This window comes from Geodermatophilus sp. SYSU D01176, from assembly GCF_054050015.1.
On sequence record NZ_JBJGYN010000001.1, the window covers coordinates 96,027 to 109,612 of the forward strand.

General features: G+C 75.8%; 11 protein-coding genes. 10 read left to right on the top strand and 1 reads right to left on the bottom strand.

The window, feature by feature from the left end:
* Nucleotides 1–14 precede the first annotated feature (14 nt).
* The 4 genes from ACI78Z_RS00500 to ACI78Z_RS00515 all read left to right on the top strand — a co-directional run bounded on the left by ACI78Z_RS00500 (nt 15) and on the right by ACI78Z_RS00515 (nt 4,735).
* Nucleotides 15–1,718, top strand: coding sequence for an AMP-binding protein (locus ACI78Z_RS00500; protein ID WP_457034547.1), 1,704 nt, complete (start codon nt 15–17; stop codon nt 1,716–1,718).
* 32 nt (nt 1,719–1,750) lie between these two features.
* Complete coding sequence (locus ACI78Z_RS00505) at nt 1,751–2,890, top strand: acyl-CoA dehydrogenase family protein (RefSeq protein ID WP_457034548.1); 1,140 nt, start codon at nt 1,751–1,753, stop codon at nt 2,888–2,890.
* A gap of 97 nt (nt 2,891–2,987) precedes the next feature.
* The gene (gene gdhA / locus ACI78Z_RS00510) at nt 2,988–4,337 is read left to right on the top strand and encodes an NADP-specific glutamate dehydrogenase (protein WP_457034549.1); all 1,350 of its coding nucleotides are present in this window, start codon (nt 2,988–2,990) and stop codon (nt 4,335–4,337) included.
* A gap of 173 nt (nt 4,338–4,510) precedes the next feature.
* On the top strand, nt 4,511–4,735 hold the full coding sequence (locus tag ACI78Z_RS00515) for a hypothetical protein (RefSeq protein ID WP_457034550.1): 225 nt from the start codon (nt 4,511–4,513) through the stop codon (nt 4,733–4,735).
* Here the strand turns inward: ACI78Z_RS00515 and ACI78Z_RS00520 are convergent.
* Nucleotides 4,725–7,253, bottom strand: coding sequence for an Hsp70 family protein (locus ACI78Z_RS00520; RefSeq protein ID WP_457034551.1), 2,529 nt, complete (start codon nt 7,251–7,253; stop codon nt 4,725–4,727). The genes ACI78Z_RS00515 and ACI78Z_RS00520 overlap by 11 nt on opposite strands.
* Before the next feature lie 187 nt (nt 7,254–7,440).
* Here ACI78Z_RS00520 and ACI78Z_RS00525 point away from each other — a divergent pair, with 187 nt between their 5' ends.
* From ACI78Z_RS00525 to ACI78Z_RS00550, 6 genes are all read left to right on the top strand, one after another.
* On the top strand, nt 7,441–8,085 hold the full coding sequence (locus tag ACI78Z_RS00525) for a sensor histidine kinase (RefSeq protein ID WP_457034552.1): 645 nt from the start codon (nt 7,441–7,443) through the stop codon (nt 8,083–8,085).
* The gene (locus ACI78Z_RS00530; RefSeq protein WP_457034553.1) at nt 8,076–8,741 is read left to right on the top strand and encodes a response regulator transcription factor; all 666 of its coding nucleotides are present in this window, start codon (nt 8,076–8,078) and stop codon (nt 8,739–8,741) included. The genes ACI78Z_RS00525 and ACI78Z_RS00530 overlap by 10 nt, the downstream gene beginning before the upstream one ends.
* 64 nt (nt 8,742–8,805) lie before the next feature.
* Nucleotides 8,806–10,158, top strand: coding sequence for a hypothetical protein (locus tag ACI78Z_RS00535; protein ID WP_457034554.1), 1,353 nt, complete (start codon nt 8,806–8,808; stop codon nt 10,156–10,158).
* The gene (locus tag ACI78Z_RS00540) at nt 10,155–12,353 is read left to right on the top strand and encodes a sensor histidine kinase (protein WP_457034555.1); all 2,199 of its coding nucleotides are present in this window, start codon (nt 10,155–10,157) and stop codon (nt 12,351–12,353) included. Before ACI78Z_RS00535 ends, ACI78Z_RS00540 begins: the two co-directional genes overlap by 4 nt.
* Before the next feature lie 180 nt (nt 12,354–12,533).
* Nucleotides 12,534–12,770, top strand: a complete 237-nt coding sequence (locus ACI78Z_RS00545) for a hypothetical protein (protein ID WP_457034556.1) — start codon at nt 12,534–12,536, stop codon at nt 12,768–12,770.
* A gap of 43 nt (nt 12,771–12,813) precedes the next feature.
* Nucleotides 12,814–13,569 (top strand): esterase/lipase family protein, encoded by a 756-nt coding sequence (locus ACI78Z_RS00550; protein ID WP_457034557.1) that lies wholly within the window; start codon nt 12,814–12,816, stop codon nt 13,567–13,569.
* Nucleotides 13,570–13,586 lie beyond the last annotated feature (17 nt).

The window sequence follows — 13,586 nt, forward strand, 5'->3', positions numbered from 1 at the left end:
AGGGAGGACCCCCGATGGACGTTCCCGACACCTACCGGGCGACCCGCGACCGGCTGCTGGAGCTGCGCGAGCGGCACGAGGCGGCGGTCGCGGAGTTCCGCTGGCCGGAGCTGGGGGAGCGGTTCAACTGGGCGGTCGACTGGTTCGACGCCGTCGCCCGGGGCAACGACCGGCCCGCCCTGGTGCTGGTGGAGGAGGACGGGACGTCGACCGAGCGCACCTTCGCCGAGATGTCGCGGCGCTCCGACCAGCTGGCGGCCTGGCTCGCCGGGCGCGGCGTGCGGAAGGGGCACCCGGTGCTGCTGATGCTCGGCAACCAGGTCGAGCTGTGGGAGTCGATGCTGGCGGTGATGAAGCTCGGGGCGGTGATCATGCCGACCACCACCGCGGTCGGCCCGGCCGACCTGGTCGACCGGATCACCCGCGGAGGCGCCCGGCACGTCGTCTGCAACGCCGCCGACGTCGGGAAGTTCGACGAGGTCCCCGGCGACTACACCCGGATCAGCGTGGGCCCGGCCGAGGGCTGGGCCGACGTGCGCGCCGCCGCCGACCTCGAGCCCCTCCCGGTCGAGCACCCGGGGACCGCACCCGGCGACCCGCTGCTGCTGTACTTCACCTCCGGGACGACATCCCGCCCCAAGCTCGTGGAGCACACCCAGGTCTCCTACCCGGTCGGCCACCTGTCGACGGTGTACTGGCTGGGCCTGCAGCCCGGCGACGTGCACCTCAACATCTCCTCGCCGGGCTGGGCCAAGCACGCCTGGTCCTGCTTCTTCGCCCCGTGGATCGCCGAGGCGACCGTCCTCGTGCACAACTACCGCCGGTTCGACGCCGATGGGCTGCTCACCCTGCTCCGCGAGCGCGGGGTCACCACGTTCTGCGCGCCGCCCACGGTGTGGCGGATGCTCATCAACGCCGACCTGTCCGGCGGACCGGGGGCGCTGCGCGAGGTGATCGCGGCCGGGGAGCCGCTCAACCCGGAGGTCATCGAGCAGGTGCGCCGGGCCTGGGGCCTGACCATCCGCGACGGCTACGGCCAGACCGAGACCACGGCGCAGGTGGGCAACACGCCGGGGTCGGAGGTCCGGCCCGGGTCGATGGGTCGTCCGCTGCCGGGGGTGCCGGTCGTGCTGGTCGACCCGGTCACCGGCCAGGCGGTGCACGGCCCCGGCGAGGGCGAGATCTGCCTGGACCTGTCGGCGCACCCGCTCCCGCTGATGACCGGCTACCAGGGCGACCCCGAGCGCGACGGCGAGGCCAAGGCCGGCGGGTACTACCACACGGGGGACGTCGCGAGCGTCGACGCCGACGGCTACATCACCTACATCGGCCGCACCGACGACGTCTTCAAGGCCAGCGACTACAAGATCAGCCCGTTCGAGCTGGAGTCGGTCCTCATCGAGCACCCGGCGGTGGCCGAGGCCGCCGTCGTCCCCGCGCCGGACGCCCTCCGGCTGGCCGTGCCCAAGGCCTACATCGCACTGGCCCCGGGCCACGAGCCGACGGAGGAGACCGCGCTGTCGGTGCTCCGGTACGCCCGCGAGCGGCTCAACCCCTACCAGAGGGTGAGGCGGATCGAGTTCGCCGAGCTCCCCAAGACCATCTCGGGGAAGATCCGACGGGTGGAGCTCCGTGCGCGCGAGGAGGAGCTCGCCACCGCCGACACGCGCTCCGGTGTCGAGTGGCGGGACGACCAGTTCCCCGAGCTCAAGAACTGACCTGCGCCCGTGCACTCCCGAGGGGAACCGCTGTGACCGTCGACCGCCTGCTGCCCGGCGAGGAGGCGCAGGACCTGCTCGCCCTCGTCCGCGACGTCGCGGACAAGGAGCTGGCCACCCGCGTGGAGGAGCACGAGCGGGCCGAGACCTACCCCGAGGGGCTGTTCGCGACCCTGGGCGGGCTCGGGCTGCTCGGCCTGCCCTACCCCGAGGGGCTGGGCGGGGGCGGGCAGCCCTACGAGGTGTACCTGCAGGTGCTGGAGGAGTTCGGCACCCGCTGGGCGGCGGTCGCGGTCGCGGTGTCGGTGCACGGGCTGGCCTGCCACCCGCTGGCCACGTACGGCACGCCGGAGCAGCAGGAGCGCTGGCTGCCGGCGATGCTGGCCGGGGAGCTGATCGGCGGCTACTCGCTGTCCGAGCCGCAGGCCGGGTCCGACGCCGGCGCGCTGACCTGCCGGGCGGAGCGGACCGAGGGCGGGTACCGGGTGACCGGCACCAAGGCGTGGATCACCCACGGCGGGATCGCCGACTTCTACGCGCTGTTCGCCCGCACCGGCGAGGGCGCCCGCGGCATCTCCTGCTTCCTCGCCCCCGGGCAGGCCGAGGGCCTGTCCTTCGGCCGGCCCGAGCAGAAGATGGGCCTGCACGCCGTCCCCACCACGATGGCCAACTGGGACGGCGCGCTGCTCGAGGCCGACCGGCTGATCGGCACCGAGGGGCAGGGGCTGCCGATCGCGTTCTCCGCGCTGGACTCCGGGCGCCTCGGCATCGCCGCGGTCGCCACCGGGCTGGCGCAGGCGGCGCTGGACACCGCGGTCGACTACGCACACGAGCGGTCCACGTTCGGCCGGCGGATCATCGACCACCAGGGGCTGGGCTTCCTGCTGGCCGACATGGCCGCCGCCGTGGACACCGCGCGGGCCACCTACCTGGACGCCGCCCGCCGCCGCGACGCCGGCCGCCCGTACAGCCGGCAGGCCAGCGTGGCCAAGCTGGTCGCCACCGACGCGGCGATGAAGGTCACCACCGACGCCGTCCAGGTGCTGGGCGGGTACGGCTACACCCGCGACTTCCCGGTCGAGCGGTACATGCGCGAGGCCAAGGTCATGCAGATCTTCGAGGGCACCAACCAGATCCAGCGCCTGGTGATCAGCCGCCAGCTCGCCCGGTGACCGTGTCGGCAACCCCGCGGACGGTCCCGTTCCGAGAGGCTCGTACCGTCGCTCCCGGACGCGCGGCGGACGCCGGGCGGGCGAGGATGGGAGAGGCGTGAACGCAGACGTGCCGGCGGTCGTGGAGCGGATCTACGAGGACGTCCTCCGCCGCAACCCGGGGGAGATCGAGTTCCACCAGGCCGTCCGCGAGGTGCTCGAGTCCCTCGCCGTCGTCCTCAGGCGGCACCGCGAGTACACCGAGATGAAGACCGTCGAGCGGATCTGCGAGCCCGAGCGGCAGATCATCTTCCGCGTGCCCTGGCAGGACGACCGCGGCGAGGTGCACATCAACCGCGGCTTCCGGGTCGAGTTCAACTCCGCGCTGGGCCCCTACAAGGGCGGCCTGCGGTTCCACCCCTCGGTGAACCTGAGCATCGTCAAGTTCCTGGGCTTCGAGCAGATCTTCAAGAACGCGCTCACCGGGATGCCGATCGGCGGCGGCAAGGGCGGCTCGGACTTCGACCCCAAGGGCCGGTCGGACGCCGAGATCATGCGCTTCTGCCAGTCCTTCATGACCGAGCTCTACCGGCACCTCGGGGAGTACACCGACGTGCCGGCCGGTGACGTCGGCGTCGGCAGCCGCGAGATCGGCTACCTGTTCGGCCAGTACAAGCGGATCACCAACCGCTACGAGTCCGGCGTGCTCACCGGCAAGGGCCTCGGCTGGGGCGGCTCGCTCGTGCGGACCGAGGCGACCGGCTACGGCGCGGCCTTCTTCGCCTCCGAGATGCTCACCGTGCGCGGTGAGTCCCTCGAGGGGCGGCGGGTGGTCATCTCCGGGTCGGGCAACGTCGCCGTCTACGGCATCGAGAAGGTCCACCAGCTCGGCGGCACGGCGGTGGCCTGTTCGGACTCCAGCGGCTACGTCGTCGACGAGAAGGGCATCGACCTCGACGTCCTCAAGCAGGTCAAGGAGGTCGAGCGCGGGCGGGTCGGCGACTACGCCGAGCGGGTGGCCTCGGCGACCTTCGTCGACGGCGGCAGCATCTGGGACGTCCCGTGCGACATCGCCGTCCCCAGTGCCACGCAGAACGAGCTGGACGGCGACGCCGCCGCGACCCTCGCCCGCAACGGGTGCCGGTACGTCGTCGAGGGCGCGAACATGCCCTCGACCCCCGACGCCGTGCGGGTCTTCCGCGAGGCCGGGATCGCCTTCGCGCCGGGCAAGGCCGCCAACGCCGGCGGGGTCGCCACCTCCGCGCTGGAGATGCAGCAGAACGCCTCGCGGGACCGCTGGACCTTCGAGCACACCGAGGCCCGGCTCGAGGAGATCATGCGGGACATCCACACCCGCTGCCACGAGACGGCGGAGGAGTACGGCTCGCCGGGCGACCTCGTGCTGGGGGCCAACGTCGCGGGGTTCCTCGAGGTCGCGGAGGCGGTGCACGCCCTCGGGCTGGTCTGACGGCCGGTGCCGATCGCCGGGGGCCGCACGGGTCTCCCGGCGGGGCCAGCCCCACCCGGAGAACGGGGGATCCGGCTGCCGAGGACGGGGGTTGCCTCGATGGTCCGGGAACCGCGAGGGCGACAGGCTCTCACGAGAGAGAGCAGGACCCCCGACACCCCGAGGAGCCGACCATGACCATGACCGCCACCCCCACCGCCGGCCTGCGCAGCGTGCTCGAGCACGACTTCGTGCTCGCGAGCGGCGAGTGGTCCGAGGCCCGCTCCCAGCAGCAGCGGAAGGACACACCGGCGCACCGTGCCGCGGTCGCCGAGTGGACCGACCGGATCGACGCCGTCCTGGACATGTACCTCGACGTCCGCCCGTCGCCTGAGCGGAACCACCCGCTCAGCCTGTGAGGTCGAGGGGCACGAGCACCCCGGCGTTGAGGACGCTCACGTAGGCCCGGCTGCCGTCCGGAAGCACCGCGACGGAGGTGGGGCCGTCACCGACCGGCAGCCGCGCGGTCACGGTGAAGGAGTCGGCGCTGATCACCGCCACGGCGTCCGCGGTGACGGTGGCGACGTAGGCGAACCGGCCGTCGGCCGACCAGGTGACGTCCTGCGGGTTCTGGCCGACCGGGATGCTGGCGACGACCGTGTTGCTGTCGGTGTCGATCATCGTCACCGAGCCAGACTCGTAGTTGACGTTGGCGACCAGTGGCCGGGTCGGGTGCACCGCCACGCTGTGCGGGGCGGTCTCCACCGCGACCTCGGCGACCACCTCGAGGGTCCCGGGGTCCACCTGGGTGACGACGTTCGACTCGTGGTTGGCCACGTAGGCCCGCGACCCGTCGGGGGTGAACTCGATCCAGTGCGGGTTCGGGGGGACCTGCACCTCCTCGACCACGGTGTTGGTCGCCGTGTCGATCACCGAGATGGAGCCCGAGTCGTGGTTGGGCACGAACAGCCGCGACCCGTCCCGGGTCAACGCGCCGAGGTAGGGCCGGGTGCGCACCGGGATGGTCGCGATCACCTGGTTGTCGACCGTGTCGATCACGGCGACGGCGGCGATCGTGCGCTCGTCGTTGTAGACGCTGACGTAGAGCCGGCTGCCGTCGGGTGCGAAGGTCAGGAACTGCGGCGGTCCGGTGGAGATGGGGATCGTGGCGGTCACCGCGTCGACGGCGGAGTCGACCACGGTCACCACGCCCGCGGTCCGGTTGGCGACGTAGACCTGCCGGCCGTTGGGCGAGACGGCGGCGAAGCCCGGGGTCTCGCCGACCTCGATCGCCTCCCCGATGGAGGGGATCGGCACCGCGGTCGAGGGCGGTGGACTCGGGGGCGCGGACGGAGCGGGTCCCGGGTCGCGGTCGTGCTCGGGCGCTGCGGTCGTCCCGCCGCCGGTCTCCTGCGCCGCCGGCGGCGCGTCGTCACGCAGCAGCCACCCGGCGAGCACCACGCCCAGGACGACCACGAGCAGCGCCGCGGCCCCGGCCAGCGACGTCCGGCGCCGGGACCTGTCCGGTTCCGGATCGGGCACCGCACCGGCCACCGGGCCCGCCGGGGCGGCCCCTCCCGGTCCGCCGGGGCCCGGAGGCCAGCCGTGCCCGGGGCCGGGGGGTGCTCCGCTCCCGCCCGGAGGCGCCGTGTCGCGGTCCCCGGTGGACGGCGGCAGCGGCGCGCCTCCGACGCCCACCGGCGTCCCCGGACCGGCGGCGCGCCGGGGCGGGGCCCCGACGGTGATCCCGGCCCGGGCCTCCGAGGCCGTGGCGGCCGTGCGCGGCGGCGGCACCGGAGCGGCGACGGTGTCGCCCTGCGGCGGCACGTGACCGTCGGCCGGTGGGGTGGACCCCGCGGGCGCCGCTCCGAGCCCGGTGTGGACCTGGGCGAGGAGCGCCGCCCCCAGGGCGACGGAGTGCTTCGGGTGGGCGTCGACCACGGTGGGCCGCTCGAGCTCCCGCGAGATCATGTCGCGGACCAGGGGGATGCGGGAGGAACCGCCGACGAGGAGCACGGCCGACAACCGGTCCGGTGTCACGTCCGCCGTCCGCAGCGCACGGGTCAGCGTGCCGATCGTCGACTCGACCGGCGCACGGATCATGCCCTCGAACTCGGCCCGGGTGATCGGCACGTCCAGGTGCCGGCCGGGGAGGAAGACCGGGATGGTGGCCTCGGTGTCGAGGGAGAGGGCCTCCTTGGCCAGCACGCAGTCCTGGCGCAGCCGGGCCAGGGCCACGACGGTCTGCGTGTCGCCGAGGTCGAGCTCCGACAGAGCGCCGCCGGTGGCGTGGTTCACGTGGGCGAGCACGGCCTCGTCGAAGTCCGCGCCGCCCAGCCGCTCGATGCCCTCCGGGGAGCCGAGGATCTCGATGCCGTCGGCGGTGCGCTGCAGGACCGTGGCGTCGAAGGTCCCGCCCCCGAGGTCGTAGACCGCGATGACGTCGCCCTCGGCGAGCCGGCGGGTGGCCGCGTAGTACGCCGCGGCGGCCTCGGGCTCGGTCACGGTGAGGGCCGTGGACAGCCCGGCGAACCGGGGCACCTCCTCGAACAGCTCCCGGCGGTACGGGCCCCAGTTCGCCGGGTGGGTGAGCACGACCTCCTCGGGCGGTCCGCCCCGCTCCGCGCTGACGCGGGCGAGCACCTCCTGCAGCAGGGCGCCGAGCAGGTCGGTCACCGCGTGCGAGGTGCCGCCCAGCAGCAGGGGTGTCGGGTCACCCAGCCTGCGTTTGATCTCCGTGGCGACCCGGTCGGGGTGGCTCACGGCGCGCCGGGCGGCGGCGTCACCGGTGACGAGCACGCCGTCCTCGCGCAGGTAGACCGCGGCCGGCATGACCGTCGACCGGTCGCCCAGTGCGGCCATCTCCAGGCTGGTGTCGCGGACGGTAGCGGCCGCGACGAAGGTGGTGCCCAGATCCACCCCGAGGCAGTAGCTCACGGCGCCTCCCGGACGGACCCCACGTCGCGCGGCTCGGCCCGACGGGGGAAGTAGGCACCCACCGCAGCCGGAGGGCAACGACCTGCTGCGCCACTCCGGCGCGTCCAACACGGACCGGGGGACAACCCCACCCCTCGGTAGGGGCGGCACCCTTTCCGGTGCGGTCCGCCGGACGGACCATCGCCGCATGACGTCCGAGCCGGCCTCGTCCGCGGGCGACCCGCCGTCCGCGGCCGCGCCCGGGCAGGCCGACCTCGATCCCCTCTCCTGCCGCGCCGAACGCGACCAGTGGTACCGGCGGCTGCGGCTGCAGCGGCAGCTGCACGACGGCGCCTCCCTGCGCATCTCCGCCCTCGTCCCGCAGCTCGGTGTCGTGCGCACCCGGGTCCCCCAGGCGCGGCCGGACCTCGACGCGTCCATCGAGGGTCTGCAGGACGAGCTGCACGCGGTGCTCCAGGAGCTGCGCGAGATCGCCCGCGCCATCTACCCGCCGGTGCTCGACGAGGCGGGCCTGGGTGCGGCGCTGCGCGAGCACGCCGCGCACCTCGCCGTCCCGGTCCACGTCGACGTCCCGCCGGAACGCCTCGGCCCGGCCGTCGAGGGGGCCGCCTACTTCGCGGTCACCGAGTGCCTCGCCGCCCTGCCCGCCGGTGCGGGACCGGTGGAGGTGCGCGCCCGGCGCCAGGGCGACGTGCTGCTGCTGGTCCTGTCCGGCGTGCCGCCGCGTCTGGCCCAGGCCGTCCGCGAGCACGTCTGCGGCCTCGGCGGCCGGGTGGCCACGGCGGGGGACCGCACCGTGGGGACGATCGAGGCGAGGATCCCGTGCGGGTAGCACTGGCCGAGGACGGCGCCCTGTTCCGCGAGGGGCTGCTCATGCTGCTGCAGGCGGCCGGGCACGAGGTCGTCGGCAGCGTCGCCGACGGCGACTCGCTGGTCGAGCTGTTGTCCGGGGAGGGCGCGGACGTGGCGATCCTCGACATCCGGATGCCACCGGAACCCGACGGGGGACTGGTCACCGCGGAGCGGCTGCGGGCGCTGCACCCGGACATGGGACTGCTGTTCCTGTCCCACTACGCCGAGTCCCACTACCTCATGCGCATCCTCGAGATCGGCACCGAGGCGATCGGGTACCGGCTGAAGGAGAAGGTGGGCAGCGTCGAGGTCCTCACCGACACCCTCGAGCGGATCGCCGCGGGAGAGATCGTCATCGAGCCGGTACTGGCCAAGCGGCTGGTCGAGCGCCCGCGCGGGGACCGCAGGGAGGCCGTCGACACCCTCTCGCCGCGGGAGCTCGACGTGCTCCGGTCGATGGCCGAGGGGCGCTCCAACAACGGCATCGCCGCGCAGCTGTTCGTGACCCCCAAGGCGGTCGAGAAGCACATCGCCAACATCTTCAGCAAGCTGGGCCTGCAGGACGACGGCACCGAGCACCACCGCCGGGTGCTCGCCGTCCTCACCTACCTGCGGTCCCAGCAGGACCGGCGCTGACCCGCGCGCCGTCCCGTGCCCAGCGGCCTTGGCCCGTCCCCGCGGCCCGCCTAGCGTGACCCGGGTGGGACCGTCCGGCCCCGCGGCCGAGAGGTCGGTGGTGCGCATGCCACGGGCGACCGCGACCGGCGCCGCCCGCACCCTGCTGGTCGTCGCCGGGGTGGCCGCGGTGCTCGTCGCCGTGGTGCAGGGCGGCCGGGCAGTCGGGGAGCCGGTGCCGGCAGCGGTCCTGCCCTTCGTCGCCGCCGCGGTCGCGGCCGCCGGCCTGCAGCTGCTGGTGCCCCGGTTCCTGCCCGATCCGGCCGCCCGTGTCGGGGCCGCCCGCTACGCCGCGCTCGCCGAGGCGGCCCGGCGCGGCCAGTCCGGTTCGCTGGATCAGGCCCTGCCGGGCCTGGCGCGGGTCGTGGCCGAGGGCACCGGCGCGGACCGCGCCGTCGTCTGGCTCGCCGTGGGGTCCCGCCTCGTCGCGGTCGCGGCGCACCCGGCCCTGCCGCAGGCCGCTCCGGAGACCGTGGCCGACCTCGCCGCCCTCCTGGCCCGCCCGGACACCGACTCGGTCGTCCCGGTCCTCGACGGGACGGTGCTGCGCGCCGTGCTCGCCGTCCGCAAGCCGTCGGCGGTCACCTCCGTGGACCGGCAGCTCATGCAGGACGTCGCCTCGGGAGCCGCCCTGGTACTGCGCGTCGCCGCCCTCAACGCCGAGCTCGCCGAGCGGGTGCAGCGGGCCGCTGCCCTCGCGGAGGAGCTGCACGCGTCCCGGTCCCGCCTGGCCTCGGCCCGGGAGGCCGAGCGGCGCCGGCTGGTCACCGAGCTGGGATACGCGACCGGGGACCGGCTGGAGGACCTGCGCGCGGAGGTCGCGGCGGCGCGGGTCGCCCTGGACGACGAGCGGGCCGGCCCCGCGGCGGCGTCCGCCGCGCTCGGGCGCGCCCGGGAGCGGCTCGAGGAGCTGCTCGACCGGTTCCGCACCGTCGCCCGGGGGGTGTACCCGGCCGTGCTGCGCGACCAGGGGCCGGCCGCGGCGCTGGACGAGGTGGTGGCCGACCTGCCCCGGCCGGTGCGCACCAGCGGACGACCGGCCGCGCGGCTGCCCTGGGAGCTGGAGTCGGGCATCTACTACGTCGCGGCCTCGGCGGTCCGCACGCTGGCCGGCCGGCCCGCCGACGCCGCCCTGGTGGTGCGGCTGGAACACACGGCCGGCCGGATCGAGCTGCTGGTCGAGGACCCGGCCCCACCGGTGGCCGCCGAGGGCCTGGGCGCCCTCCTGGCCGACGACGTCGACCGGCTCGCCGCACTCGGCGGCGGGATGGCCCTGGAGGCACCCGCACCAGGCGTGCTCGTCCTGCGTGCCTGGCTGCCCGACCGGGTGGAGCCGGTCGTCGTGGAGACCGCCGGGACCGAGGTCGCGGTCACGTGAGCACGGGACCCCCACGCGGGCAGGCCGTACCGGCCGGCCTGCTGACCACCGCGCTGGTCACCGTGGTGGTCGGGGGCGTCCACCTGATCGTCGACGCCGTCGTCGGTGGGTTCGGGGGGACGACGGCCGCTGCCGCTGCGGCGCCCGTCGTGGCCGCCGCGACGGCGCTGCCGGCGTACCGGTGGGCCCGGCGGCTGACCGCGCGGCGGGACGGCGGCGGACCTCCGACGGGCGCCCGCGTGCTCGCCGAGCTGGCCGCCCTGCCCCGGCCCGCCGCCCGCGGGGTGCCCGACCTCGCCGACGTCGTCGCGGCGGTCGGCCAGGGGCTCGGCGCCCGGGTGTGCACGCTGACCGTGCGCCGGCCGGGGCTGCGCGACCGGGTGGCCACGTGGTCGCCGGACGGACTGGACCCGGCCGGAGCGCGCTGGGCGGTCGCCGTGCGGCACGGCGGGCAGGACGTCGGCACCCTGGCCGTCGACCGGGTCACGGTCCCGGGGACGCAGGCGCAGCGCCGCCAGGTGCTCGAGGACGTCGCCAGCAGTCTCGCTGTGGTGCTGCAGGCCGACCGGGCGGGCGTCGAGCTCGAGCGGCAGCTGCGGGCGGCGCTGGCGCACGCCACCGAGATCGCGGTCGCGCGCCGCCGCGCCGTCGCGGAGTCCGACAGCGAGCGCCGCCGCATCGAGCGCGACCTTCACGACGGGGCCCAGCACCAGCTCGTCTCGCTGAGCCTGGTCCTCGGCCTGGTGGAGCACGAGCTCAGCAGTGACCGGCTCGACCGGGCCCGCAGCGGCCTGGACTCGGTCTCCGCGCAGCTGGACGCGGTCACGGACCTGCTGGCGCGGACGACCGCCGGCGTCACCTCACCGGTGCTGGCCCGCAGCGGCCTGGCCGCCGCCCTCCGGCAGGAGCTGGCGCACGACGACCCGCCCGTCGCCGTGGACGCGCCGGCCGGGGCGCGGTTCCCGGCCGAGGTCGAGGAGGCCGTCTACTTCGTCTGCCTGGAGGCCGTCAACAACAGCCGCAAGCATGCTCCCGGCGCCCGGGTCGGCGTGCGCGTGGCCGCGGACGGCGCCCGGCTGCACTTCGCGGTGTGGGACGACGGCCCGGGCTTCACCGGCGCGGACGGGAACCCGGGGCGGGGGATGCACAACGTGGCGGCCCGGGTCGCCGCGGTCGGCGGGCGGGTCGACGTCCGGTCGGCCCCGGGCCGCGGCACCACGGTGGAGGGCTGGGTGCCGGTGCCCGCACCCGATCCCGCTCCCGGCCGGACGCCGGCGGCCGCCCCGCCGGTGGGCCCCGGGCTGTTCGACCGGGTGCGGACGGTGGTGCGGTCGGCCCGCGACCTCTACCACGGCAGCCCGGAGGCCGAGGGTCTGCAGGCGCTGGCCCGGTCCCTCGACGGGCCGTTCCGGATCGCCGTCGTCGGCCCGCCCGTCCCGGCGGTGGCCGCGCTGGCCGACGGGCTGGCGGCCGGCACCCCTTCCTGCGCCGTCCGCCGCGTGGACCCGGCCCCGGACCCTGCCGGCGCCGCGGCGCAGGAGCAGGCCGACGCCTGGGTCCTCGTCGTCGACGGCACGGGGCGGGGGGACGGCGGCCCGCCCGACGGTCTCCCGGCCGGGGTGCGCCCGAGCTCGGTGGTCGGCGTGCTCCTCGGCGGCGACCCGGACCCGGCGGTGGCCCGCCGGTGCTCGGCGGTGGCGACCCTCCGCCCGGGCGAGGACCCGGCCGTGGGGACGGCCCGGGTGCAGCGGCTGGTGGACGCCCGCCTGCTCCCGCGCGCCCAGGCCCTCCGGACCCGGGGTGCCCTCGCCGTGCTGGAGGCGGCCCTCCGGGTCCCGCCACCCCGGGGCGAGACCCGGCCGCTGCGCTACCAGCTCGACGAGATCCGCTCCGCCGCGCAGGAGGTCGCCGAGCTGGATCTGCTCGACGCGCTGGTCACCGGGGAGCTGTGCGTCCCCGATGACCACCGCCGGGCCGCCGAGGTCCTCCTCGGCGCGGACGGGGTGGCGGCGGAGGCGCGGCTGGGGTGCGACCCCTCCGCCGGACCCGGCGACCTGCAGCGGGCGGCGGCGGAGCAGCTGGCCCACTGGCAGCGGGTCGCCGCACACCCGGCCTCGCCAGCGGCCTCGCGGCGCCTCGCCGGCGCCCTCGTGCAGACCTGCGAGCGGCTGCTGGTGGGCGCCACGCCGCGCTGACCTGGGCCGGAGGGGACCCGGCCCCCGGCGAGGCGGGGGAGGACCCCACCCCGAGGACGGGGGATGCGCGCGCGGGTTCGGGGGGTCTGCTCGATCGTCGGGCGTCCTCCGCGCCGACACCCTTCTCCCATCGAGAAAGCCACCGGGACCACCTCCCCGGCTCGAGAAGAGGAGAAGGAAGTGTCCGCCTCCACCGCACCTGTCGCCTTCACCGCCCACCCCGTCCGCACCGGCCCCCGGCCCTGCTACAAGCACACGGCCCACCGGTGGATGGCGTCCTGCGCCGACTGCACCGCCTGGCACCTCGGCCACCAGATCGCCGCCCGCGAGGCCGCCCGCACCCGGACCGCCCCGGTCCTGACGCTGGTTCCCCCGCCCGGCCGCCGCCCGGCCGCCGCCATTCGCCCTGCCGCCTGACCCGCCCCGGTCCACGCCCGTCCCACCCGGTGAGGAGGAAGCCATGCGCCCCGGCTCCGCACTGAGCGCCCTGACACTGGACGCCACGCTCGCCGTCCGCGGGATGGTCACGGCCCGGCTGTCCCGCCCCGCCGCCGCGCCTGTGTCGCTCCGGCCGCACGGCGCCCGCCCCGCCATCCCCGTCGTGCTCGTCCACGGCTACGGCGGCACCCGGTCGACCTGGTCGCCCCTGCAGCGCCGGCTCTCCGCCGCGGGCTGCACCAGCCTGCACGCCATCACCTACACCCCCCTCGCGCCCTGCGTGGCCACGATCGCGCGGGCGCTGGTCCGCGAGTGCCACGACGCGATGGACTCCGCGGGGACCGACCGGATCTCCCTCGTCGGGCACAGCCTCGGTGGCGTCGTCGTCCGCTACGCGGTGCAGGAGCTGGGGCTGGAGCCGCACGTCCGGACCGCCGTCACCGTCGCCGCGCCGCACCGCGGGACGCGCGCCGCCCTGCTGGGGAGGGGGACCCTCGTCGCCTCCCTGCGGCCGGGCTCGCCGCTGCTGGAGGAGCTGCGCCGGCGGGCACGCCCGAGCGACGTCCGGTGGGTCTCCTACTACTCCGACGCGGACCTCGTCGTCCGCCCCCCGTCCTCGCGCCTCGACGAGCCCGGCCTCGGCGCGACCAACGTCCTGGTACCCGGGGCCGGGCACCTGGGGATCGTCCGGTCCCCGCGCTTCCTGAGCTCGGTCGTCGCCCTGCTGTCCCGCGACACCCCGCACCCGGTGGAGACCCCCGTCGTCCCCGCCGCCTGACCCGCGCCCGTCGTCCC

What these genes read in the sequence shown, in the direction of transcription:
- ACI78Z_RS00500 (WP_457034547.1), top strand. Translation starts at nt 15, where the DNA reads ATGGACGTTCCCGACACCTACCGGGCGACCCGCGACCGGCTGCTGGAG.
- ACI78Z_RS00515 (WP_457034550.1), top strand. Translation starts at nt 4,511, where the DNA reads ATGACCATGACCGCCACCCCCACCGCCGGCCTGCGCAGCGTGCTCGAG.
- ACI78Z_RS00525 (WP_457034552.1), top strand. Translation starts at nt 7,441, where the DNA reads ATGACGTCCGAGCCGGCCTCGTCCGCGGGCGACCCGCCGTCCGCGGCC.
- ACI78Z_RS00550 (WP_457034557.1), top strand. Translation starts at nt 12,814, where the DNA reads ATGCGCCCCGGCTCCGCACTGAGCGCCCTGACACTGGACGCCACGCTC.